At 71.2% G+C, this 26310-nt stretch carries 10 protein-coding genes; 1 reads left to right on the top strand and 9 read right to left on the bottom strand.

Annotation, left to right across the window (positions count from 1 at the left end):
* Positions 1-186 precede the first annotated feature (186 nt).
* The 9 genes from IT347_12970 to IT347_12930 form a co-directional block, all read right to left on the bottom strand.
* Positions 187-15273, bottom strand: a complete 15087-nt coding sequence (locus IT347_12970; protein MCC6350493.1) for a right-handed parallel beta-helix repeat-containing protein — start codon at positions 15271-15273, stop codon at positions 187-189.
* A 202-nt stretch (positions 15274-15475) separates the two neighbouring features.
* Positions 15476-16660, bottom strand: a complete 1185-nt coding sequence (locus tag IT347_12965; GenBank protein MCC6350492.1) for a thiolase family protein — start codon at positions 16658-16660, stop codon at positions 15476-15478.
* A gap of 56 nt (positions 16661-16716) precedes the next feature.
* On the bottom strand, positions 16717-17988 hold the full coding sequence (locus IT347_12960; protein ID MCC6350491.1) for a VOC family protein: 1272 nt from the start codon (positions 17986-17988) through the stop codon (positions 16717-16719).
* Positions 17989-18008: 20 nt separating this feature from the next.
* The gene (locus tag IT347_12955; protein MCC6350490.1) at positions 18009-19472 is read right to left on the bottom strand and encodes an aldehyde dehydrogenase family protein; all 1464 of its coding nucleotides are present in this window, start codon (positions 19470-19472) and stop codon (positions 18009-18011) included.
* Between the two features lie 18 nt (positions 19473-19490).
* Entirely contained in the window at positions 19491-20267 is a 777-nt protein-coding gene (locus tag IT347_12950) for a hypothetical protein (GenBank protein ID MCC6350489.1), read from the bottom strand.
* 11 nt (positions 20268-20278) lie between these two features.
* Complete coding sequence (locus IT347_12945) at positions 20279-21139, bottom strand: 3-hydroxyacyl-CoA dehydrogenase (GenBank protein MCC6350488.1); 861 nt, start codon at positions 21137-21139, stop codon at positions 20279-20281.
* Positions 21136-21723, bottom strand: coding sequence for a biotin transporter BioY (locus IT347_12940; GenBank protein ID MCC6350487.1), 588 nt, complete (start codon positions 21721-21723; stop codon positions 21136-21138). The genes IT347_12945 and IT347_12940 overlap by 4 nt, the downstream gene beginning before the upstream one ends.
* Positions 21720-22295, bottom strand: a complete 576-nt coding sequence (locus IT347_12935) for a YbaY family lipoprotein (protein MCC6350486.1) — start codon at positions 22293-22295, stop codon at positions 21720-21722. The genes IT347_12940 and IT347_12935 overlap by 4 nt, the downstream gene beginning before the upstream one ends.
* A 75-nt stretch (positions 22296-22370) precedes the next feature.
* Positions 22371-24089: a diguanylate cyclase gene (locus IT347_12930; GenBank protein ID MCC6350485.1), complete on the bottom strand. Its 1719-nt coding sequence runs from the start codon at positions 24087-24089 to the stop codon at positions 22371-22373.
* 276 nt (positions 24090-24365) lie between these two features.
* Here IT347_12930 and IT347_12925 point away from each other — a divergent pair, with 276 nt between their 5' ends.
* Entirely contained in the window at positions 24366-26219 is a 1854-nt protein-coding gene (locus tag IT347_12925) for a DUF1446 domain-containing protein (protein MCC6350484.1), read from the top strand.
* Positions 26220-26310: the final 91 nt, after the last annotated feature.

Here is a 26310-nt window from a genome sequence, read left to right as displayed (position 1 = left end):
CCGAAGCTTCGCGGTCGAACGGTCGCTGGAGCGTGCCGCGAACGCGTGGATCCGGCGTGTGCCGTCAAACCCCGAGCTCCTCGCGTGGAACGTCGTCCGGTCGAGGTTCAGGTCCCTCTCGGAAGCGCATGCTGCGCACGACCCGAGCCGGCGCCACCGGTGGATGGCGCCGGCCCATGGAAGCTACTACGGGATGAGGACCATGCGGCGGGTCTTTTCGTAGTCCCCGGCCCGCAGCCGATAGAAGTAAACGCTCGCGCCCCGCGGCAGCCGGGTGATGTCCACGACGTGGCTGCCGGCCTCGAGCCGCTTCGCGTCCAGGGGCTGGCTCACGAGCCGGCCCTGGACGTCGAAGATGTCGAGCGTGACGGTTTCGTCGCGCGCCAGATCGAACCGCACCCGGGTGCCGGCGCGGAACGGATTGGGGAAGTTCTGGTGGAGCAGCGTGACGCGCGGCGGCCCGTTGTCCGTGCCGAGCTGCGGGCTGCCGACGGTGACCGCCGCCTCGGGGTCCGACTTCGTGACCTCGGCGTTGCCGACGTTGTCCGCCGCGAGCGTGTAGAACCCGAACGTGTGGCCATCCGCGACCGGCACCTCCAGCGACGTGCCGCTGGTGGGGGGGGCGACCGGTGTGAACGCGCCCACGTCCTGGCGCACGTAGAGCGTCACGTTTGCCAGGCCCGCCCCGGTCGAGTCGTCCGAGCCGGTCCAGTGAACCCGCACGCGCGAGGCATCGAGCTGCTCGATGCCCGTGAGCGCGGCGCTCGAAGGCAGCCGGGTGTCCACCCGGTTCATGGCCATGTTCGTCGGCATGGGCGTGTTGACGTCGAACTGGATGGAGGCCTGCGCCTGCACCGTGCCGCCCGAGACGGCGTTCGCGTAGGGCTGAATGCTGTAGGTCACGAATCCGGTGCCGTCGCCGAACTGGTTGTTCACGGGCAGGAAGCCGATGTACGGATTGGTGGGCTGCTGGCCCGTCGCCGGGTCTATGGTCGTGAACACCCAGCTCGCTTCCCGCGTCTGCAGATTGATGCCCGCCGTGACCCGCACCGCGAGACCGAGGTCCGCGTAGCCGTTTTGCGCACTGTAGCTCGTGCGCCCTCCCGGCACGTTGATCTGGTGCGTGCCGCCGAACCCCATGCTGCCCACCCGGAACGTCGTCAGGTCGAGGTTCGGATCGATCGGAACCGTGATGCGCACGACCTGGGCCGGCGCCGACGCGACGCCCGGCAGGTTTTCGAAGTCCACGCGGTACGGCATCGGCGCCGCGCCCCGCACCCACTTCTCGGTGCCGAACCCGGCCGGACCGGTCATCAGGTTCGGGTCGCACGGGACGACGACGCGCGCATTCGCGCTGGCCGTGACCGAGAAGCCGGCCGCGGTGCCGCCCGTGACGCGTGCGACGCGGCCATCGGCGACCGCCACCGGCACGGGCAGATCAGCCGCGTCGAAGACGCTGACGCACGCGGGCAACGCCGTGCCCGGCACGGCCACGTCCGGCGCGCACTCCGGCACGACGCCCGCACCGCCGCACGGTCCGCCGGCCGCCAGTTCGTCGAGCAGCGTCTGCGGGCCCGCGGGAAGGGCGAAGTCCGGCGACGGCAGGACGAGGTGATCAATGATGAACAGATAGTCCTCGACGTCGCTCGCCGCCAGCATGCCCGGGCGGACGTAAGTGTTGATCAGCGACGTGTCGCGAAACGCGAAGGCGTCACCGGCGAGCGCCACCAGATCCGCCGGCAGCCCGGCCGGATCGGAGAGCAGCGCCCGCCTCGCCGCCTCGTGCGCCGCCTGCTGCCGGTCGAGGAAGGCGATCACGGTCGTCGCGTCCGCCAGCACGCGGATCGAATACGGGCTGCTGTCGAATCCCGAGACGCCCAGCGTCAGGGCCCGGGACTCGCCCGGGGCGAGGTTCGCACCGACGACCTCCACCGCGAGAAGCGAATCGCCACCGCCGGCACGGTGAAGCACCGCCGCGTCACCGGCGACGGGAGTGAGCGACGGCACCAGCGCGCTGGCCGGGAACAGTCCCGGATCCGCCTCGAGCGAACGCAGCGCCGAGGTCGCCGGGAACAGCACGCGCGCCCGCACCACCGGCGCGTCCTGGTTCGAGGGGTTGCGCAGCCGAACGGTGAACGGCGCGGTCGCGCTGCGCCGCAACACGTCGGCGTTGTCCGTCTCGATCGCGACCTCGACGGGACGCGCGGGCTCCACCGAGAAGCCGCCGGGAATCACGACGGTCGTCAGGCCGTTGGCCGCGACGAGGTCGTACAGACCCTCGGCGACGCCCGTCAGGTCGAAGCGGGCGAGCACGTCGGTCGAGTTCGTGAACTTCGCGAGCCGCGCGCGGGCCTTGACGACGCCCGATTGCTCGAGCCGGAACTCCGTCGTGTCGCGCAGGCCGGCGCCGCGCACGCGCATCGTCACCCGTCCGCCCGCGCCGCCGGCCGTCGGCGCGTGCGAGGTGATCGAGAACGGCAGCGTCTCGGCGAGCAGCGTCAGGTGTTCGAGGCTAGCCACCTGGCCGAGATCGCGGGCGACGACCATCAGGTAGTAGGTGCCCGCCTGCGTCTGCGGAACCAGCACCACCGGGTTCGCGGTGAAGCCGGCCGGGCCGCTGAAGTCCCACTCGTTCTCGTCGGGTGTGCGCGCGAACGCCGTGAACATCTCGTTCGTCGCGTCCGCCACGTCGCTGGAGAGCGTCAGCTCGAGATCGAAGTCGGCGGGCACGCTCACCTTCCAGAACCGCGCCTGACCGTCCGCGAGGTCGAAGGCGGCCGGGATCCCGAGCGAGAGCGCCGGCAGGTCGGTCAGCACCTGCGCCGCCGAGATCGTCTGGTTGTTCGCTCCGTCGGACTCGCGGATGTTGTCGCGGATGTTGGCCCGGACGATCGCGTGGTAGGAGCCGGGCGAGAGTGGTGGCAGCGTCCCGGTGACGTTGCCGTCGAGGTCCACCTGCAGCGGCCGCGCGGACGCCCGCGCCGTGAAGCGCTGTGATCCGCCGGGCGGCAGGTTGATGTTGACGATCTCGACGCCGACCAGCGGATCCACGCTCGAGATGAACGCCGAGTCCGACGACATGAAGACCGCGTTCTGCAGCTGGCCCACCGCCGGGTTCGCACCCTGGTTCGCCAGCGTGTAGGTCACCGTGATCGGTTCGCCCGGCACCGCCGCGGGCGGCACCAGGACGTCGGTCACGACGAGATCCGAGGGCGGCGGCAGCGTGAGGGTCGTCGGCGCGGTCGCGGCGTTGTCGTTCTCGGCGCCGGCTTCCCACACTTCGCCGCGGTTGTCGGCGCGCACGATCACGTAGTAGGCGCCCGAAGCCCAGCCCGGCATCGTCGCCGTGAGCTGCTGCGGAGCGCTCGAGCCGCCGCCGAGCGCGGCCGGCCCGGCCACGCTGCCGAGCGAGACGTCGCTGCCGTCCAGCCACGGGTCCTGCGACAGGTAGGCGCCGACGTACCACTCGCTGTTCGGCACGGCCCCGGCGCCGCCGTTGTTCACCTGCCAGCCCACCAGCGCCGGCTGGCCCGCGTCGAGGTTCGCCGCCACCGTCACGCCGCTCACGGTGAGCTGCGGCGGAGCCGGCGAGGTCACGAGCACCGTGCCCGCCGATACGGCGGTGTTGTTCGCCAGCGCGCCGTCGCCGGAGGCGCCGCCCGGGTCCGAGCGCACGATCACGTGGTAGGCGCCGTTCAATCCCTGCGGCACCGTACCGCTGACGTCACGCGCGTAGCCCGCACCCGCCGCAAGTGCGCCGGCGTGGCCGGGAGTCGCGACCTGGTGGTCCTGCGCGGGATTGAAAGACGTGTCCGACGACAGCCAGACTTCCTCGGGCCACCAGCCGGCGAGCGTCGCTCCCTGCCCGCCGTTGGCCACCGAGTAGCTCACCGGCAGCGGCCCGCCGCCCGAGGCGGCGGCCGGCCCGGAGACGTTCGTGACCCCGAGATCAATGGCCGGGTAGGGCTTCACATACACCGTGCCGATGGCCACGATGTTGTCGCCCTCGTCGGTGTGCTCGAACACCTCGTTCTGCGCGTCGGTGCGCGCGAACACCCAGTACGTGCCCGCGTACGACGCCGGCACGTTGAACGTCGCGCTCGCCGAATACGACTCGGCCGGCTGAAGCACGTGGTTCGCGCGCTGCGAACCCGAGACGCGCGCGCTGGAAGTCCAGATGGCGCCCGTGCCCAGTTCGACGTTGTCCGTGAAGGCAGCGGCGACGCTCCCGGTGCCGGCGTTCGAAACCTGCCATTGCGCGGTGCCCGAGCCGCCGGCAAGAACCGTGTCGCTCACCGAGACCGCCACCGGCGCGAGGTTCGGCCACGGCGAGAGCGCCACGTTGACGGGCTGCGCGAGGGGCGTGACGTTGTTGCTTTCGAGGTACTCCACGAGCTGGCCGTAGACGTCCAGCTTCGCGATCAGCCACCGCGGCCCGCTGATGCCCTTGGGAAGGTTCACGACGACGTTCCGCGAGTAGCTCGCGTCCAGGTCCAGGTTGCCGCTCTGCGGGTAGGAGCCCAGCAGGACGTCGGCCACGTCGAGCAGGGAATCGGCGGACAGCCAGAGCTGGTCCGTCCACGCACCGGCGCCGGTCGCGTTGAAGCCGTGGTTGCCGACCGTGAACGAAGCCTGGAGCCCGCCGCCCGAGACCGGCTGCCCGTTCGTCGTGAGCGCGTCCACGCGCAGGTCCGGCGGGAGCTGCTGGGTCACCTCGGTCGCCGCGCCGGCCGTCGCGTTGATTTCCTGCTGGTCCTCGAACACGAGCCCGCGCTCACCCACGGACTGGTTGTCGGTGGATGCGTTCATGTCGCTCGCCACGATCAGATAGCGCGTGCCGCCGAAGTAGGGCGGCAACGTCACCTGCAGGCTGGCGGTGTACGAGGAATCCGCCTCGAGCACGCCGGTGTGCTGCGTGCGTGCGAGCCAGTCGTCGGTAGCACGAATGCTCTGGCCGCCGAGCACGTCGAAGTCGAAAGTCGCATCCGTCGAGAGGAAGACCGCGTCGTACCATTGCGAGGCGTCGGTGCGGCCGGCGCCGCCGTTGCGCACCGTCCACGAGACGGTAACGGTTTCGCCCGAGAGCGCCGTCGGGGGGGCGACCACCTGCGTCACGACCAGGTCGGCGACGGCGCCGAGCACGACCGCCACCGCGCCCGAAGCGGACGTGTTGTCCGTGCCGTCGGTTTCGGGGACGGCGTCGCCGCCATCGGCGGTCGCCAGCACGTAACGCGTGCCGCTGGTGCCGAGGGGCACGGTGCCCGTCACCGAGCCGGTGTAGGACTCGCCCACTCCGAGGAAGGTGACGTTCTGCCGCTGTCCGAGCAGCACGGCCGTCTGCGCGTCGTAGGTCGGAGTCGGCGACAGCCAGACGGATTCCCACCACGACGGCGTGCTCGTCGGACCGGCGCCGTTGTTCGCCACCGTGTAGTCCACCACGATCGGCTGGCCGGAGGTCGCCGTCGGCGGCGCGGTCACGTTCGTGACCACCAGGTTCGGCAGGCTCGCGAGGATCGCGACGTTCGAAGGGCCCGTGAACGCCGTCAGGTTTCCGGCGCAGTCGGACGCCTGCGAGCGGGCGTAGTACGAGCTGCCGGGCACGCCGATGAAGTCATGGGTGCCGCTCGCGCCGATCTGCACGTCGGCCGCGAGCGAGCCGAACGCCGGATCGGTCGAGACCTGCACGCGGAAGCCGGTCACGCCCGAGTTGTCGCTCGCGGTGCACTGGATGCGGATCCTCGAGCTGTCCAGCACGCGCGTCGTCGGCGCGGCCGCGACCGGAGCCGACACGTCCACCCGGATCGAGCGCGTGACGCTCGTCACGTGGCCGCTGCCGTCGCGGGCCTGCAGCGTGAACGTGTGCAGGCCTTCGGCGAGCGACGTGAACGAGGCGCTCGTGTCCGGCCCGTAGGCCGTGAAGGGCGTGGCGTCCAGCTGGTACGAGAACTCGATCTGCGCCGGCGGCGTCACCGCGTCGGTCGCCGACCACGCGTACGCCACATCGGCCGTGTCCACGCAGGCGTTGTTCGCCGGCCCACTGGCGATGAGGACCGCCGGTCCCTGCGCGTCCACCGTGAACGTGCGCGCCGCGGGCGTGCCGTCGGGGAGGCCGGCGAGGTCCACCGCCCGCACCTGGAACGAGTGCGGCCCGTCCGGCACGCCGGAGTAGTTCCGGCTCGTGGCGGCCGAGGCCGCGTCGAACCCGGCTCCGTCGAGCCGGGCCTGGAAGCGCAACGAGGCGAGGGGCGTCAGGTTGTCGGTGCCCGTGAAGTCGAACGTCACGCTGTTCGAGCCCAGGGTGTCGCCGTCCGCCGGTCCGCCGGCGATCTGGGTCTCGGGCGGCGAAAGGTCCACGGTCCACTGGCGGGCCACCTCGGCGCTCACGTTGTCCGCAGCGTCGTGGGCGCGGACGCCGAGCGTGTGCGGTCCGGGCCCGAGGTCGGCGTAGTTCGCGCCCGCCGTCGTGGAGGGCGGCGTGAACGCGCCACCGTCGAGGCGGTACGAGTACCGCATCTGGACCGCGGGAGTCAGATTGTCGGTCGAGGAGAAGGTGAAGGCGACGCCTGCGGGCGAGTACCCGCCCTCGGGCGGACCGCTCGTGATCGAAACGGTGGGAGCCGTGAGGTCCACGGTGAACGCTCGCGAACGCGTGTTCGCCAGGCCCGCCTCGTCGGTGACCCGCACCTCGACCGAATGCGGACCCTCGGCCAGCCCGCTCAGCGCGGCGGACGAATCGCGCAAGGGCGGGCTGAAAGCGCCCGAGTCCAGCCGGGACGAGAAGAAGATGCTGTCGGGGTTCGAAACCAGGCTGCGGGCGATCATGTGCCAGGTCACGCCGACGGCGGCGCCCGTGAACGCTCCGGCGGCGGGGCTGTCGAAGGCCACGTCGGGGGCCGTGCGGTGCACGCGCAGCGTGCGCGCGATCGGCGCGCTGATGCCGCCGGCGAGATCCCTCGCCTCGACGCGGAACGAGTGCGGGCCGTCGGTCAGGCCGGCGAGCGAACGCGAGGTTTCGTAACCGTAGGCGCCGGAAAACGGCGCGTCGAGCGCCGAGCGGTAGGTGATGGAGTCGCCCGGCGTCAGGTTGTCGGTGGCCGACCATGCGTACGACGCCGTGTCGCCGAAAAGCACCGCGTTGTCGGCCGGCCCCGCCTCGAAGGTCACGACCGGAGGAACGCCGTCCAGGATCGCGAACTCGTCGGCGCCGATGTCGGGCGCCGTGAGGCTGCGCGGCTCGCCGTCAATGTCGGTCGTCACTTCGGCCAGCGGCGTGCCGGCCCCGTCGAGCGCCGCCGCCTGCGCGTGCAGGTCGGTGGCGGAGACGAACGACGGATTCGCCGAGGCCGACTGCGCCTCGAAACCGGTTCCGGCGCGCAGGTCGGCGAGCGTCGGGTAGTCGGTGAAGTTGAACCGGGCCAGCGTCGGTCCGGTCACGTAGAGGTCGTTGTAGTTCGAGAGCGCGATGTGCGAAGGCGGCCCGTTGACCGAGAGGGCGTACCCGCCGCCCGTGGCGGCGAGGACGTTGTCCACCAGCGTCACCGCGCCGAGGGCGCTCGGGGAAACGTGAACGGCGCTCCCGGTCGCCCCGGTGTGGTTCACGCTGTTGTGGTAGAGACGGATCGAGGCCGGGCTCTGCAGGAAGAACCCGTAGCCGCTGGCCTGCACGAAATTGTTCGCCACCAGCGTGGAACCGTCCATGTACTGCAGGTTCATCCCGTAGCCGTCGCTGGCGATCCGGTTCCCCGTCACTTCGCCGCCGTTCAGAAAGGACAGCAGGAAGCCGGTGCCACTGCTGCCCATCGTGCACGTGTTGTCGCGCACGATCATGCCGTTCGACGCCAGGCTCGGCACCCAGTAGATGCCGGTGAGGCCCCCGGTGAAGTCATTGCCTTCGATGACCGCGCCATGTGCGGTCGAGAATCCCGCGGCGGAGACGCCGTAGCCGTAGCTGCTGCCGCTGGGCATCGAGAACGTGCAGTTGCGGACCACGAGGCTGTCCATCACGGCGGAGAATCCGTAGATGCCGTACAGGCCGCCGAGCGCGAGATCGAGGGTGCAGCCGAGGAACCGGTCATTGTCGGTCGCGGACGCGAGCCAGGCGAGCGTGCCGCTCGCTCCCGGCACGGTCGAGCGGAGCGTGACGGCCTCCACGTCCACGTAACGGGCGCCGGCCAGGCGGAGCACGGCGTCGCTGCCGTCCGAGTTCGCCGCGGACGCGCGCAGCACGACATCGCCGGCGGCGCCCGACTGCGAGGCGAAGCGGACGCGCGCGCCGGGACCCGCCCCCGCGATCGTGGTCAGCGTCACGGTGCCGTCGTACGTGCCCGACTGAATCAGGAAGTTCACCGGCCCGGAGACGCCGCGCAGCGTCAGGTCCGCCGCCGCGGCCGCCGGAGTCGCGTAGTCGCCGGCCGTGCCGACCGTGTAGTCGCCCGCGAGCGGCGCGGCGAGGGCGAACTCGTCGGCGCCGATGTCGGGCGCGTTGAGGCTGCGGGTTTCACCATCAATGTCCGTGGGGACGGCCGCGAGCGGCGTGCCCGCACCGCTGAGCAGCGCGGCGGACGCGTGCAGATCGCTGGCGGACGTGAACTGCGGGTCCCCGCTCACGGAGTGGGCGTCCTGTCCACTGCCCGCCCGGTGCGCCGCGAGGGTCGCGTAGTTCGATCCGCCCCAGCGGGTGAGCACGGGCCCCCCAACGGTGTGGAGATCGTTGTAGTCCGAGACGGCGATCACCGAGGGCAACGCGACCACGAGTGGCCGCCCGGTTCCGGTGCACGCGAACACGTTGTCCATGACCCGGACCGAGTTCGCCGGGGCCGAGCCGCTGATGGTCAGCGTGAATGCGTCGAGGCTTCCCGTGGTCCGCACGCTGTTGTGGTAGACCTCGAGCCCGTTCGAACCCGCGGTCTGGATAACGTTGATCCACGCGTTCCCGATGCAGAAGTTGTTCGCGATGAGCAGCGCACCGGTGGCCGGACCGGTCCACCCGCTCACGACCAGGCCTCCGCTCGCGGGGTTCGAAACGCCCTCGAGAACGTTGCCCATGACCCGCACGCCGCTGAGGTTCCCCGACAGGTTCATGGACTCGCCTGTCAGCGGGAACCGGTTGCCTTCGATGAGAACGCTGTCGAGCGTCGCGCCGGCCGCGAGCAGACCGCGCCCCGACGAGGACGAGCCGGCGAGCACGCAGTTCGTGATCCACACCGCGACCGCGGAGTTCGTAAGGTAAACGGCGGCGCCGGCGGCGTTCGGCGGTCCGGACATGGCAATGGTCAGGTCGCGGAACGACACGTGCGACACGCCTGAGAGCTGCAGGACGCCGCTCGAGCTCAGGTTGTTGGCGAACTGCAGCGTCGCATCGGCCGCGTTCCCGGTCAGCGAGCGGAACGTGACGCGGCTGGCCGGAGACGCGCCGGGGATCGAGTTGAGTGTCACCTGTTCGGGGTAGGCGCCGGGCAGGACGTTGAACGTCACCGGAGCAAAGACGCCGCGCGTTTCGAGATCGCTCACGGCGGCGGCGAACGACAGGTAGCTTCCGCCAGCGCCGATCGTGTACGTGCCGGCGAGCGGCGGGCCGGCCGGCGTGTTTTCGTCGGCGCCGATGTCCGGAGTCGCGGGGTCGCGCGGCTGGCCGTCGAAGTCGTCGGTGATTCCCGCCACGGGCGTTCCCGCTCCCGCCAGCAGGCTCGCGCTCGTGTGCAGGTCGGTGAGCGACGTGAAAAGCGGGTCGCCGCTGACCGACTGGGCGTCCTGCAGGCTCACGGACTGCAGCGCGGCCAGCGTCGAGACGGTCGAGAGCGACCAGCTCGCCAGAGTTCCGCCGGATGGCTTGTAGAAATTATTGTGGTCGGAGACGGCGACGGCGGCTCCGTTTGCGACCGTCAGCGCCGGACCGGTGACATTGCGGTTCTGGAAGATGTTGTTCCGGAGCCGCACCGAGCCCGCGGGCGGAGCGCCGGAGGCCACGAGGAGCGAAAGCGCCCCGTTGATGTTGGAAACGTTCACGCTGTTGAAGTTGAACTCGACTCCCGCCGACGCCGGGCCCTGGGACAGCAGCACCCTGCCGTTTCCGGTGAAGAAGTTGTTCGCAATGTAGAGCGACCCGGTCGCCGGCCCGATCCAGTTCTGGAAGTGGATCGGCAGACCGGTCGAGGACGCGACGTCGAACCAGTTGCGCAGCACGCGCACGCCGGTCACCGTGACCCCGGTGTTGCCGTAGAGCCCGTTGCCAACCCCCGTCACCGTGTTGCGGCTCACCAGCAGGCTCTCGGCGGCGCCGCCGCTGGCGATGTTGATCCCGATTCCGCTAAGTCCGAGCGCAGCGAGCGTACAACCCTCGATCGTGCTCGTGGTGCTCCGGCCGGAGATGTAGACGCCGCAGGACGGCGTGAGACCCCCGGTCTTGCGCAGCGTGAGGTCGGCGATCGAGACATGATCTGCGCCACGAAACTCGACGATGCCCGTCGCGGTCGAGAGCGAGGCGTACTCGAGGATCACGTCGGACGCATTGCCGGTCTGCGAGCGGAACGTGACCGGGTTGGCGGCCGAGGCGCCCGCCGGCGTCTGGAGTTTCCACTGCCCGGTGTAGGTGCCCGTCAGGAGCTGGAACGTGACCGGGCCCGCGACGCCCCGCTGGTAGAGATCGTCCAGCATCGCGGTCGGCGTCGGGTAGTCGCCCCCGGCCCCGACCGTGTACGCGCCCGTCGCGATCGGCGCGACGGCCGTGAACTCGTCGGCGCCGATGTCGGGGGCCGATGCGCTGCGCGTCTGACCGTCGAAGTCCTCGGTCACGCCGGTCACCGGCGCGCCGAGGCCGTCGAGGAAACTGCTCGCCGTGTGCAGGTCGTCCACGACATCCACGAAGCCCGGGTGCACTTCGAGCGAGTGGGCGTCGAAACCGCTGAACGCGCGCCAGGCCGCGAGGTCGGCGTAGTTCACGGAGCTCGCCGTGGCGAGAGTCGTGTGCGCGGTGAAGTAGTCGTTGTAGTCGCATTCCGCGAGCAAGGCGGGCGAGGTCACGGACAGGGCGCGGCCGCCGGCGAACGACGCGACGACGTTGTTCTTCAGCTTCACGGCGCCGACGGGCGGCGAGCCCGAGAGGGTGCTGAGCGCGAAGGCATCGTACGTAGCCGAGGTGATGCTGATGCTGTTGTGATAGGCCTCCACGCCGACGGACCCGGGTCCGCTGGTGTACAATACCAGGGGCGACGACATCCAGTTGTTCGCGATGAGTAGCGCGCCGCCCGCCGGACCATCCCACCCGCGCACGTAGACCGAGCTGGCGCCGCCGTTCATGAACGAGTTGCGCAGCACCTGAACGCCCCGGAGCGTGACCGTCTCCAGGTTGATCCCGCGCACGCCGGAGTCCACGAGGTTGTCGGTGACGCGCAGAGAGTCCGCTCTGCCGAGGCTCAGGTTCACGCCGTAGCCGCTCGCCTGCAAACCGGTCATGGCGCAACCTTGAATCGCCGCGGACTCGACGAACCCGGTGAGCCGGACGCCCGAGCCGCTGCCCGAGGCCTGGGTGACCCGCAGCGTCAGGTTGCGCACCGAGGTCCAGCTCGCGCCCTGAAGCTCGAAGACGCCCTGAATGGTGGAAGCAGTGTTGTACTGCACGGTGACGTCCGAGCGTGAGCCGTTTTGCGATTCGAAAGTCAGGCGGTTCGCGGGCGACATGCCGCCCGCCGCGCGGACGATCACGCGCTCGGTGTAGGTACCCGGGAGCACCGCGAAAGTGACCGGGCCCGTCACGCCGCGCAGCAGCAGGTCCGACGTCGCCGCAGCAAAGGTCGCGTAGTCGCCCCCCGCGCCGATCGTGTAGGTGCCGGTGAAGAGCGGCGAGCCGGGAGCGAACTCGTCGGCGCCGATGTCCGGCGTCGAAGGGTCCCGCGGCTGGCCGTCGAAGTCCGTGGCGACCGATGCCACCGGCGTGCCGCGGCCGTCGAGCGCGGAGAGCGTCGTGTGCAGGTCCGTGGCGGATGCGAGTCCGGGGTGGAAGCTGACGGAGTTCAGATCAATCGCGTTCGCGGCCTGGTGTTCGGCCAGAGTCTGCGAGAGGTTGGCAACGATCGAGGTCAGCACCGCACCGGTCGTGTACAGAGCGTTGTAGTCACAGACCCCTGAAGGGATCGCCTGGTTCGACACCAGCGGGCGACCACCGCCCTCGCACGCGAAGATGTTGTTCTGGATCCGCATCGTGCCCGGGAGGGTATTCGAGGCAATCAGCGTCAAGGCATCGCTCAGCGAGCGGATGTAAAGCGTATTGTGCGCACACTCCGCGCCCAGCGAGGTGGACACCAAGGCGAGTTCGATGTCCGCGTTCGACAACATGTTGTTCGCGATCCGAACGGAGCCGCTCGCGGGGCCTGTCCACGACGAAATTGTGATGCCCGCGTTCGACGCGTCGCGGATCGAGTTGCCTGTGATACGCACCCCCGTCAAGGTCGGGCCGTTGGCGAACACGCCGCGATTCGAGGCTGCGATCGTGTTTCCCGAAACCTCCGCGCTGTCGGCCTTCGAATTGGACGCGAACAGCACACCGTACCCGCTGGTCTGCATGCCGGTGATCACGCAGCGCTGGACCCGCACCCCGACGGTCCCGCCGGCGATCGCGACCCCCGAGCCGACCCCCGCTCCTCCCGCCTGCAGCGTGAGGTCGGACAGCGTGACGTAATCGGCTCCGCTCAGGTGCACGACGCCCCCGGCGGTGCTGTTCGGGTTGAAGTTCACCGTCACGCTCGCCGCGTCCCCCGTCTGGGAGCGGAACGTCACGCGGTTCGTGGCCGAGACTCCGATCGGGGAATAGAACTTGAGCTGCTCGGGAAACGTCTGGCTGAAGAGGTCGAACGTCACCGGGCCCGAGACACCGCGCAGCAGCAGGTCAGCGGCCGCGCTGGTGAGGTTGTTGTACTGCGCCCCTGAACCCACCGTGTACGTGCCGGCGAGCGGAGTGTACGGCGTCGCGAACTCGTCGGCGCCTATGTCGGGCGTCGCGGGATCGCGCGGATCGCCGTCGAAGTCCTCGGTGACGCCGGCGAGCGGCTGGGCCGCGGCGTTCAGGAAGGACGAGCGCGTGTGCAGCGCCGCGTCAATGAACCCGGGGAAGCCTTCGATGGAGGCGAGGTCTTTGCCGCTCGTCGCGCGGAGTTCGGCAAGCGAACCGTGGTTGGAGCCACCCCAGGACGCGAGAACCGCGCCGGTCGTGTGAAGCGAGTTGTGGTCCGAAGCGGCGATCGCCGTCGGGTCTCCCACGTTCAACACGACGCCATCGCCAATGTTGGAGAAAACGTTGTTCAGGATGCTAATGGCGTTCGAGGACGTGCCGCCCGAGGTCGAAACGCTGAGCACCGGGGCTGCTGTCGCCCGCGAGACCGAATTGTGAAGGATCTCGACTCCCCTGCTGGTCCCCGCGTTCTGCTGGATCAGGATGCCGCCGTTCTGGACCACGTTGTTGGCGATGCGGACCGCTCCGGTGGGCGGGCCCGTCCAGCCTGCGAGCTCGATCGCCCACTGGCCCATGGTTCCGATCAGATTCCGTTCGACGCGAACGCCGGTGTAGGTGGCGGCGAAGAGAGCGATGCCATTGCCGCCCATGGGAATCGTGTTCTGACGGATCACGAGGCTGTCGTGCACGCCGGAGGAGACACGAACCCCGGTGCCGTTCGAAGCGAGGCCGTTGATGACGCAGCTCTCGATGCGTACGCCCTGGGTGACGCCCTGAAGCGTCAGGCCGGAGCCATAGCCCGACCCCTGGGTGACCTGGAGGGTCAGGGTCGAGATCGTGAGGTAGTCCGCGTCCGCGATCTGGATCACGCCCTGTGCCGTACTGACGGGGTCGAACTGCAACGTGACGTCCGCGGCGTTGCCGCTCTGCGAGCGGAACGTGACCCGGTTCGCGGGCGAGGCGCCCGGGACGGGGGCAAGGTTCACCTGGCCCGCGTACGTTCCGCTGAGCACGTCGAACGTCGTCGGGCCCGAGACGCCCTTGCTCGAGAGATCCGCCGTCGCCGCGGCGATGGTCGCGTAATCGCCGCCCGCGCCCACGGTGTAGGTTCCGGCGAGGCCTGTCACCGCGGTGAACTCGTCGGCGCCGATGTCCGGAGTGACCGGGTCTCGGAGCTCGCCGTCAATGTCTTCGGCGACCCCGGCGATCGGGCTGCCCGCCCCATCCAGGGCGGCCGTCGCCGTATGCAGATCGGTGGCCCCCGCAAACGACGGCGGAACGCTGATCGAGTGCGCTTCCTTTCCGCCCGCCGCCTGGAGCGCCGAGAGGGTCGTGCAGTTGGTTCCGGCCCAGTTCGCGAGCACCGCGACGCCGCCGGCGCTGAGGTCGTTGTAGTCGGACTCGGCGATCATGGCCGTGTCGGAGACGAGGTAGGCGTACCCGGCGCCCTCGGCGCGGATGATGTTGTTCTTCACGACCGCCAGCCCGTTCGGGCCGGAGCCGCTGATGACCAGTCCGTCACCCGTCACGTCGCGGAAGATGCTGTTGAACACGAACTGAAGGCCGCCCGACGACGGTCCCGGATAGATCGCGACCTGCGAGTTCGGAAAGAAGTTGTTCGCGATCAGCAGCGCGCCGGCCCCACCCTGCCAGTCGTCGAGGATCAGGCCCATCGTGGACAGGAAACGGTTGCGCAGAATGCGGCAATCGAGGAACTGCGTTTCGGTGGAGAGCAGTCCAGATCCAGCGGGACCGAGCATGCAGTCCGAGACTTCGACGTCGGTCAGGCTCGTTCCCGATTCAATGGTCACGGCCGCCCCGCCCGTGAGGGTGCTGGACCGGAGCACGCAACCCGACAGGACGGTTCCCTCCGCGGTGCCGCTGATCCGCACGGCGGAAGTCGGGCCCACATCCGTTGTCCCGACGATGGTCAGTCTTCGAAGGGTGACCCAGCTCGCGCCGTTCAACTCCACGGTCGGCTCGCTGCCCGTTGGCGGACTCCACTGGAGAATGACGGTCGGCGGAGCGTCCAGCGCGGACTGAAACGTCACCCGGTTGGTCACGCTCGACCCCGAAATGCCGGGAATCACCACCTGTTCATTGTAGAAGCCGGGGAGCACGGAAAACGTCACCGGGCCCGAGACGCCCTGCGCCTGCAGTGCGGTGGTCGCGGCCGCGAAGGTCGCGTAGTCGCCACCCGCACCGATCGTGTAGGTGCCGGAGAGCTGCGCGTACGCGGGGCCGGCGGCTGCAAGGAGCAGCGCGGAAAGCATGGCGGGAACCGCGCGGACGCTGCCGGGGCGGGTGCGAACGAGGGCGTGAGCGAGCATGCCGGCACCTCCGGGATGGGTCGAAGGGCGCACGGACGACAGCTCGGGGGGAGGCCGCGGAGCGGGCGCGAACGTGTCGGTTCATCAGGAGGAACTGCTTGCCTGACGACTTCGTCACATAAAGATTAGGAGCGCGTCCCGAAAGTTGGCGAGGGAATTCCGCGGCGCGGCCGCGCCCCGGGGGGGCCGCCGGCGCCCTCCGCTACACCCGCTCGACCAGCACCGCCATACCCTGGCCGCCGCTGACGCAAAGCGTCGCAACGCCGTAGCGGCCTTTGCGCCGCCGCAGCTCGTGGAGCAGGGCGACCACGATCCGGGCGCCGCTGCAGCCGGTCGGGTGGCCGAGGGCGATTCCGCCGCCGTTGGGGTTGAGCCGCTCGTGGTCGAACTTCAGCTCCCGATCGCAGGCGAGCACCTGGGCGGCGAACGCCTCGTTCAGCTCGACGACGTCAATGTCGGCGAGCGCGAGGCGGTGCTTGTCGAGCAGCTCGCGGACGGCCGGCACCGGGCTGATCCCCATGCGCGCCGGGTCCACGCCGACGCTCGTCGCGCCGAGCAGCGCGCCGAGCGGGCTCACGCCGTGCTTCGCGGCCGCGGCCTCCGAGAGCACGGCCAGCGCCGCGGCGCCGTCGGTGATCGCCGAGGCGTTGCCGGCGGTGACGGTGCCGTCCTTGCGGAACACGGGCCGGAGCTTCGCCATGGACTCGAGGCTCGCATCGGCACGGAAGTGTTCGTCGCGCGCGAAGACGGTCGCGCGCCGGCCCTCCCCCACCGGCACGGGCACGATCTCGGTATCGAAGACGCCGGCCTCCCACGCGCGCGCGGCGCGCTGGTGGCTGCGCAGCGCGTACGCGTCCTGTTCGGCGCGCGGGATCGCGTAATCGTCGGCGAGCGTCTCGGCGGTCTCGCCCATCACCTGATCGCAGAGCGGGCACAGGTAGCCGTCGCGATACATCGAGTCCACCAGAGGCTCGTCGCCGAGCTTCTTTCCCCAGCGCGCGTTCATGACCAGGAACGGCACGCTCGACATGTGCTCGACGCCGCCGGCCACGACCACGTCGGAGTCGCCGAGCCGCACCGACTGCGCGGCCGAGACGATCGCCTGCATGCCGCTCGCGCACGCCTTGTGGATCGTGAAGGCGGGCACGGCGTCGGACAGCGCCGCGCGCCGCACGATCTGCCGCGCGATGTTGGGTCCGTTGCCCGCCTGGCGCGCGTGGCCGAAGAGCAGTTCGTCCACCGACTCCGCCGGCACGCCCGCGCGCTCGAGCGCCGTGGCGGCGACGATCCCGCCGAGGTGCGCGGCGTTCGTCGGCAGCAGCGATCCGCCGAAGCTGCCGATAGGCGTTCGGACGGCGCCGGCAAGCAGGACGCGAGGCTGGCTCATCGGGGGAAGGTCCTTTCGGTACGTGGGGTCGGAAGCGAGGTGCGGCGGTCGGCGCGTCAGCCGCGCTCGCCACTGGAGCCGCCGGGGCGCGACGGACCGCCGGGCCGCGGGCCACCCGGACGAGGCGGGCCGCCGGGTCCGCCCGGCCTCGGGCCGCCGGGACGGGGAGGGCCGCCCGAGCGAGACGGACCCCCCGGGCCACCGGGCCTGGGGCCTGAACCAGAACCACCTGGTCGTGGCGGACCGCCCGGTCCGGCAGGTCTGGGACCTGAACCAAATCCGCCCGGACGCGGCGGGCCGCCGGGTCCGGCGGGGCGAGGACCTGAACCAAAGCCGCCCGGACGCGGCGGGCCGCCGGGTCCGGCCGGACGCGGTCCCGGCGCCGAGCCCTCACCGCGCCCGGGCGCACCGCCACGTTCGCCTTCGCGCGGGCGCGAGAGGCCCTCGAAGTTCTTGGTCGCCGCCCGCTCGCTGGTCTTGCGCGCGAGCTTGCCCGCGGTCAGGCGCTTCTTGGTGCTCTCGCCCGAACTCTCGCCGGGCTTGCGGATCATCTGCGTGCGCGCCGGCGCGTCGTCGTCGTCGAGGAAGTCCTCGGCGAGTTCCTCCTCGCGCGGCTCCTCGGGCGGCGGGCCGTGCAGCACGACGAACCAGCCGTCGGCGTCCTCGACCTCGGCCTGCACGCCGAGGTCGGCCTCCATGGGCGCGGCCGCGAACGTGACGCCGCGCTCGCGCAGTTCGTCGGCCCACGCATCCAGGTCCTCGTCCTCGATCGCGAACGTCACGCGCTGCCCGGCGTGCAGCGTCAGCGAGTCGCCCTCGTCGCGGTCGTGGATCACCAGCCGGGTCGGGCCGGTGTCGAACTCGACCCAGCCTTCGTGCTCCTCGACCACGCGCAGACCGAGGACCTCGCGGTAGAAGTGCAGGGTGCTCGCGAAGCGGGACGAGTTCACGATCGCGTACGAAAGCCGCGGCCAGTTCGCCTGCGGCTCCGCGTCCTTCGGCTCCACGAGCCGCACGTGGTTCCCGTCGGGATCCTTCAGCAGCGCGAGCCGGCACGCGGGCTCGTCCTCGATGCCACCCTCGAACGCCACGCCCCGGGCGGCCAGCGCCTCGACGCGCGCGGCGAGGGGTTGCGCGAGGATCGCGATCTGGAGTTCGGCGGCGGCGCCGGCCGGAGCCGCGCGCAGCACCAGCGACGCGCCGCGCAGCGTGAACGAAACCCAGTCGGGGGAAGTCCGGGCGACGCCGAGTCCGAGCTTGTGCTCGTAGAACGCCTTCTGGCGTTCGAGTTCGGGGGTCAGCAGGATGATGCAGTGCAGGCGGCCCATGGGGCTCGCGCCATCCTTCCCTATTCGAGGTTCAGCCAGACGCTCTTCAATTGAGTGTACTCGTTCAGGCACGCGGCGCCGAGGTCGCGTCCGAAGCCGCTCCCCTTGTAGCCCCCGAACGGCATGCCGGGATCGAAGTAATTGTAGGTGTTGATCCAGACCGTGCCGGCCTTGAGCCGGCGCGCCACGGAGTGCGCCTTCTTCACGTCGCGCGTCCAGACGCCGGAGGCGAGACCGTAGAACACGTCGTTGGCCTTCGCGACCGCGTCGTCCGCGCCGTCGAACGGGATCACCGCCAGCACCGGTCCGAAGATCTCCTCCTGCGCGACCCGCATGCCGTTGTTCACGTCGGCGAGCACCGTCGCCTGGACGAACGTGCCCTTGCCGTTGACCGGCTGACGGGCGCCTCCGGCGACCAGCCTGGCGCCTTCCCGGACGCCCGTCTCGACGTAGCCGAGCACGCTGTTCATCTGCTTCACGTTGACGAGCGCGCCGAGGCGGGTCCTGGGGTCCATCGGGTCCGCCGGCACGAGCTTCTTCGCGCGCTCGGCGAGCTTCGACACGAAGTCGTCGTACACCGCCTTTTCGACGAGCAGCCGGGAACCCGCGGCGCAGACCTCGCCCTTGCCGTAGAAGATGCCGTTCATGGCGCCGCGCACGGCCGCGTCGAGATCGGCGTCGGCGAACACGATGTTCGGCGACTTGCCGCCCAGCTCGAGCGTCAGCTTCTTCACCGAGCCGGCGGCCGCCCGCATGATGTGCTGTCCCACCTCGGTCGAGCCGGTGAAGCTGATCTTGTCCACGTGCGCGTGCTGCACCAGCGCTTCGCCCGCGACCGAACCGCGGCCGGGCACGATGTTGAGCACGCCCGGCGGCAGGCCGGCCTCGAGCGCCAGCTCGCCGATGCGGATCGCCGACAGCGGCGTCTCGGCGGCCGGCTTGACGATCACGGTGTTGCCCGCCGCCAGGGCGGGGGCGGCCTTCCAGCCAACCATGATCATCGGGAAGTTCCACGGGATGATCGCGCCCACGACGCCGACCGGCTCGCGCAGCGTGTACGTGAAGAACGCGGGCGAGACGTTCGTCGTCTCTCCGGTCAGCTTGCTGGCCCAGCCCGAGAAGTAATGGAAGCAGCCGGCCACCATCGGGATGTCGATCTGGCGCGATTCGAAGATGGGCTTGCCGTTGTCCAGGGTTTCGAGGCGCGCGAGCTCGTCGGCGTTCGCGAGGATCAGGTCGCCGAGGCGGTGCAGCACGCGGGCGCGCTCGGCGGGCTTCATCTTCGGCCACGGTCCGCTCTCGAACGCGGCGCGCGCCGCCTTCACGGCGCGGTCCACGTCCTCGGCGCCCGCCTCGGCGACCGTGGTGATGCGCTCCTCGGTCGCCGGATTGTGCGTCTCGAACGTGGCGCCCGAAGCCGCGTCCACGGCCTCGCCGCCGATGATGAGCTTGCCCGGCCGAACCGGAGCCAGCGTTTCCGACATGAACCTTCCCCCTATGGCTCAGCCCGCGATGCGGGCCTTCTTGATCGCTTCCGCGTGCCCGCGGTCGTGATCGGGCAGCCGGCGCATGGTCGCGCCGAACGGATGGGATGCGCTCCACACCCCGGCGGGTTCCGACGGGACCGCCTGCAGGCGCTCGAGCAGCGCCGCCCGCGTGGTCATCAACATTCGCACCGCTTCGTCCCACGACATCCCGCGCAGCGGCACGAGATGGGCTTCGTTCTCGGCCGCCTGTTCGGCGCCCGGCGAGACGTTCGTCCACGAAGCCGCGTGGCCCGCGAGCAGCGAGTCGAACTCCTCGACCCGCACGCGGTCGCGCACCGCCAGGTGCAGCACCAGCTCGTGGATGGACCAGCGGCCCTCGCCCATGGGGCGCGTCGCCGTGCCAGCCCCGATCCCCTGGATGGCCGCGAGCACCGCCACGCGCGCGCGTTCGAGCTCGAACAGGAACAGGTCCTTCGCCGTGGCGCCGGCCTTCTGGGGGGCGAACGCCGGCGACGCGGCGGGTCCCGGCCTTCCGGCGCGCCGGGCGACCCTCGCCGGGCGCGGCTTCGCGGACTTGCGGACGGCCGTGACGAGGCGCTTCGCCGCCCGGCGGGCCGGACGCTTCTTCGCGGCGCGTTTCGGCGCCGTCTTGCGGGCGGGTTTGGCGGCGCGACGTGCCGGACGCTTCTTCGTCACGCGCTTCTTCGCCGCGCGGCGGGCTGGCTTCGCGGCGCGCTTCTTCGACGCGCGCCTGCCCGCCGCTTTCTTCTTCGCCGCCTTGCGCGTGGCCATGGAGCGTCCCTTCAGCCCTTGTGCGCGTATTCGTAAACGCCGCGACCGGACTTGCGGCCGAGCCGTCCGGCGGCGACGTACTGCTCGAGCAACGGGCACGGCCGGAACTTCTCGCCCAGCGAGCGGTGCAGGAACTTCAGGATGGACAGCCGCGTGTCGAGTCCGACCAGGTCCACCAGCTCGAACGGGCCCATCGGATGGTTCAGGCCCAGCTTGAGCGCCTTGTCGATGTCGGCGGCGCTCGCGACGCCCTCCTGCAGCATGTAGAAGGCCTCGTTGCCGATCATGGCGTTGATGCGCGAGGTCACGAACCCGGGCGACTCGCGCACCACCACGCTTTCCTTGCCCATGCGCGCGCCGGCCGCTTCGCAGGCCGCGATCGTCGCCTCGCTCGTCTCGAGCGCGCGCACGATCTCGAGCAGTTTCATGCGGTGCACCGGATTGAAGAAGTGCATTCCCACGACCTGCGGGGCGCGGCGGGTGGCCGCGGCCATCTCGGTGACCGACAGCGAGGAGGTGTTCGAGGCGAGAATCGCGTGCGGCGGCGCGAGCCGGTCCAGCTCGGCGAAGACCTCGATCTTGAGCTCGATCCGCTCGGGCACCGCCTCGATCACAAGGTCGGCTTCCGCGACCGCCGCCTCGAGCGAGTCCGCGCCCGACAGGCGCTTGCGCGAAGCGATGGCGTCCGCGTGTCCGACCTTGCCGGTGGCGAAGCCCTTCTCGAGGATGGCGTCGATCTCGGCGAGGCCCTTTTCGAGCTGCGGCCGCGAAGCGTCGTGCAGCCGGGTCGTGAATCCTCCGAGCGCCGAGACGTAGGCGATGCCCCGTCCCATCAGTCCCGCGCCGAGAATCGCGACGGTGTGGACGCTCACTTCGCCTCCAGCCCCCGGACGAACCGCCACGCGACCGGAAACGCCAGCGCCGCGAGCGCGGACTTGGCGAGGTCGCCCGGCACGAACGGCAGCAGGCCGCTCGCCAGCAGCCGATCGGCGGGCACGAAGCGCGAGAGCTGCGCGAGGCCGAGCGCGAAGATCACGGTGCTGCCGAGTAGCATGGCGAGGAACATCGTCGCCGGGCGCCGGTCCCACGCGCGTTCGGCGAGCGCGCCGGTGACGAACGCCGCGAACGGGAACGAAACCAGGTAGCCGCCGGTCGGACCGGCCATCACGAGCGCGCCGGCGGCGCCGCCCGAGAAGACCGGCAGCCCGCACGCGCCTTCGAGCAGGTAGAGCATCTGGGCGAGGAACGCGCGCCGCGCGCCGAGCACGACGCCCGCGAGCAGCACCGCGAACGTCTGGCCGCTGACCGGCACCGGCGTCCACGGCAGGCGGATCTCGAGCTGCGCCGCCGCCGCGGTGAGCAGCGAGGCGATCACGACGAGCGCGGCGTTGTGCAGCGTTCCGGCGCGCGGCATCGCCGCGTCCGCGAGCGTCTGCGAGCGAGTCAGGGAGGTCATCGGGGCCTCGTGTTCCGGGCGAGCGGCCCGCGCGCGGCGGTCGGGTCCAGCCCGCCGGCGAGGCCAGTGGATCGTGTGGAAACGGGAGACGGCAATGTAGCAGGGCGTTCGCGGGGATTCCACGCCCCGGGCGCTTCACCCGCGGGCGCGCCGGGCAGCACGCCCACGGTGCGCGGCACCGGCTCGACGACCACTTCCAGCGTGTCGGCGAGCCGCGCCGGATTCACGGTCGTCCGCCGCTTGCTGACGAACAGCGGCCTGCCGTGAAGCAGCACGCGGGCCTGCACGGCGTAGGCGTGCCGCGGGTCGAGAACCGAAAGGCTGTCGGCGCGCAGCTGGAACGGCCACGGCGGCGCGCCGAGCGGTCCGTAGAGGCGCCGGGCGATCACCACCGGGGCCTCGTTCTCGCGCGTGACGTCGGCCACCTGGACCTCGAGCTCGGCGCCGGCGGGAACGGTCACCGTCGAGCGCGGGTGCACCAGCCCCAGGATCTCGGGGCGGCTCGCCCGGCAGGAGCCGAGCGCGACGGCGAGACAGCCGCCAAGCAGGATCAGCGGGAAACGGGGTCGCATGACTCGAAGGGCTCTCGGGGCGTTCGCGGGTGGGAACTCGCGCGCCAGACTACCACGCGGGACGCGCCCCGAGGCTCACCGAACTGCGGCGCGGGCGGCCCGGCGATGCTCGTACATGCGCGCGTCGGCGCGTGCGATCAGCTCGCCGAGCGGCGGCGCCGACCGGGAGTCCGTGCGGATCCAGCCGAAGCTCGCCCGCAGCGGCCAGCTCGTTCCGCCGCCCGAGTTCCGCAGCTCGAGCAGGTTCACAAGCCGCTCCAGCGCCGAGTCCGCGCCGTTCGACTCGGTTTCGGTCGCGAGCACCACGAACTCGTCGCCGCCGAAGCGCGCGACCACGTCCGTCTCGCGGAAGCTGCGCCGCAGCAGGACCGCCATCTCGATGATGGCCCGGTCCCCCTCGGCGTGGCCGTACGTGTCGTTGATGGCCTTGAGGCCGTCCACGTCCGCCGACACGATCACGACCCGCTGGCCCGAACGCGCCGCGAGGCGAAGCTGCTGCGCGGCGAACATCGAGAACCCGCGGCGGTTGAAGAGCCCGGTCAGGTCGTCCACGAAGGTCAGCGCTTCGACGGACCGCTCCCAGCGCTTGCGCTCGGTCAGATCGCGCACCGTGGCCACGAACTGCGCGCGGCCGGCGATGCGCGTCAGGCCGACCTCGACGGGGAACTCGGTGCCGTCCGCACGCAACCCGACCGTCTCGAACCGCCGCCCGTCCCCGGCCTCGTTCGCGCCCGGCAGCTCCAGTCCCGGGAGGAGGTGGCCGGCGCGCGGCCGCGAGTCGCCGGGCTCGCGGGCGCCGAACAGCCGCCGGGCGGCCGGGTTCCATTCGAGCAGCACCCCGTCGCCGTCGAGCACCATGAGCCCGTCGAGCGCCGCTTCGAGCACCGCCGACTTGTGCGCCTCGCTCGCGCGCAGGCGGGCCTCGTCGCGCTCGCGCGCTTCGAGCCCGCGCTCCAGCGCCGCCGCCATGACGTCGAACGCGCGCGACAGCACCGACAGCTCGCCACGACCGTAGGGCAGGCCGGTGCGCGCCGACAGGTCGCCTTCCCGCAATCGCTCGGTCGCCCCGACCAGCGCCTCGACCCGGCGCACGACGACCGCCTGGGCGCCGAACCAGGCGACGACGGCGACGATCGCGCCGACCAGCAGCAGCACGGCGAGGTTGTTGGCGAACTCACGTCGTGCACCGGCCACGATCTCCGCGCGGTCGAGGCTGACGCCCACGTAGAGCGAAGGGGGCTCCGCTCCCGGCAGCGGCGCGAACGCCACGATGTGCGGGTGCCCCTCGCCGCCGCGGACGCGCTCGATCCAGCGGCCCGGAGCCAGCGGGGGCGCGGTCAGCACCGAATCGCCCCGTCGTGCCGCCAGCGGCGGCCTCTGCGCCACGACCCGGCCGCGGCGGTCCACGACGAGGAACGCCGTGCGCCCGGGCAGGCGCGAGTGGGCGCGGCCGCCGCTCCGCAGGCCGGCTTCGACGTCCGAGCCGACGTACGCGAGCAGATGCTCGAGCCTGCGGCGCGTCGCCGCGGGAGAACGCACGCTCGCGGAGTCGAAGTCTGCGAGCGTTCCCGCCAGGCGCGGCGAGCGCGCCAGCAGGTTGTCGGCCGCGACCGCGGCGAGGCGGCTCATGAGCGCGGCTTCCGCGGCCGCCGCGCCGATCGCGGCATCGCGCTGCCGCGCGGCCTGGACGACCATCAGCGCCATCGAGCTGCCCACGGTGAATGCGATGAGCAGCATGAGCCGGGGACGCAACCCGGCGGGAAGCCAGCGGGTGAACCTCGTGCGGGAAATCATCGCGAACCTCGCTCGAACCTTCGGCCCTGCCCCTGCCGTGCGGCCGTTGGCGGGTCACGCCGCGTCGCGCGGAAGCGGCTGCCGGCGACATCCGGTGCATCGGCGGACGGCCCCCGGGGCTCGACTCCGAAGCGGGGTTCCGCCCGGGTGCGTCCGCAACGTTGACCGTCTCCGAAACCGCCGTTAGCGTCGGCGTGACGTTTCCGGCGTCTCGCGCATCCCGATCGCGCCGACGCGCCTCCGGCCGCCGACTCCCACCCCGAGGTCCGCCCCGACATGCCCGAGACGATCCGCATCGCCAACGCCGGCGGTTACTGGGGAGACGACCTCGGGCAGTTCCGCCGCCAGGTCGAGCTCGGGCCGGTGGACTACGTGACGCTCGATTTCCTCGCCGAGATCACGATGTCCATCATGCAGAAGCAGCGCGCGCGCGACCCGCGCGCCGGCTTCGCCCGCGATTTCGTGAAGCAGGTCGAGGACACGCTCGCGCTGCTGATCGCACGCGACGTCCGCGTCATCACCAACGCGGGCGGCGTGAATCCGATCGCCTGCCGCGACGCCCTGCTCGAGACCGCCGCGAAGCGCGACCTGCCGCTCGAGGTCGCGGCCGTCGTCGGCGACGACCTCATGGACCGCATCGCCGAGCTGAACGCCGCCGGCGCCTCGCTCGACAACATGGACGACGGCGCGCCGTTCGCGGGCGTACGGGAACGCGTCAGCAGCGCCAACGCCTACTACGGCGCGTGGCCGGTGGTCGAGGCGCTGGCGAGCGGGGCGCGCATCGTCGTGACCGGTCGCTGCACGGACACCGGCATCACGCTGGCGCCGATGATCCACGCCTTCGGCTGGGCGGCCGACGACTGGGACCGGCTCGCCGCCGGCATCGTCGCCGGGCACATCGTCGAGTGCGGCGCGCAGTCCACCGGCGGCAACTTCACCGACTGGCGGCGTGTTCCGCGCTTCGAGGCGATCGGCTATCCGCTGATCGAGGTGAGCGCCGACGGCTCTTTCGTGGTGACCAAGCACGCCGGCACCGGCGGCGCGGTCACCGTGCGCACCGTCAAGGAGCAGCTCGTCTACGAGATGGGCGATCCGCGCGGCTACATCACGCCCGACGTGGTCGCCGACTTCGCGAGCATCCGGCTCGAGCAGGCCGGGCGCGACCGCGTGCGCGTCTGGGGCGTGAAGGGCCGGCCCGCTCCCGCTTCGCTCAAGGTGAGCGCCGCGTACGCCGACGGCTGGAAGGCGAGCGGCTCGCTCATCATCTCGGCGCCCGACGCCGCCGCGAAGGCGCGCGCGTTCGCGGCGCTCTTCTGGAAGCGCCTCGGCTTGACGTTCGCCGCCACGCACACCGAGCTGATCGGTCATTCCGCGTGCTGGGGCCCGCTCGCGCCGCCCGTCGAGGCGCCCGAGGTCCTGCTGCGCCTGTCGGTGCGCGACGACGATCGCGCGAAGATCGAGGCGTTCTCGAAGATGGTGCCGGCCGTGATCCTTTCCGGCCCGCCGGGCGTCGCGGTGACCGGCGGCCGCCCGCAGGCGCAGGAGGTCGTCGCCTACTGGCCGGCGCTCGTGCCCCGCGATCTCGTGCGGCCGCGCCTCGTGACCGCCGCGGGCGAGCGCGCGCTCGACTGGCCGACGCCGCTGGTTCCGGCGCCGAAGCCCGCGCCGCTGGCGAAGGAGGCCTGGCCGAGGGCGAAGGGAGCCGCGGGCAGCGTGCGCGTTCCGCTGTCGGCGCTCGCGCACGGCAGGAGCGGCGACAAGGGCGACACCGCGAACGTCGGCGTTGTCGCGCGCAGTCCCGAGATCTACCCGTGGCTCGCGCGCACGCTCACGGCGGCGGTCGTCAAGCGGCGCTTCAAGGGAATCTGCCTCGGCAAGGTCGAGCGCCACGAGGTGCCGAACCTGTGGGCGCTCAACTTCCTGCTGCACGAATCGCTGGGCGGCGGCGGCACGGTCAGCCTGCGGCTCGACGCACAGGGCAAGACGCTCTCGCACGCGCTGCTGGCGATGGAAGTGCGCGCGCCGAGGGCGCTGCTCGCGGCCGCCCGGCGCGGCGACGCCGCCGACGGCGCGCCGGCCCGGCGGGCGGGAGCGCCCGCGCGGCGCGCGAAGTCGAAGCGCCGGCGCTGAGACCGCGGCCACGCGCTCGCCGGGCGCCGGCGAGCGCGCCGACGACGGGTTCCCCGATCGCACCCCGCGCGCTGCGCGTCGGGCGCGAACG

The organism is Candidatus Eisenbacteria bacterium (genome assembly GCA_020847735.1).
Lineage (GTDB): Bacteria > Eisenbacteria > RBG-16-71-46 > RBG-16-71-46 > RBG-16-71-46 > CAIXRL01.
The sequence above is the reverse complement of the archived record's forward strand: the minus strand, read 5'-3'. Positions and strand labels throughout refer to the sequence as shown.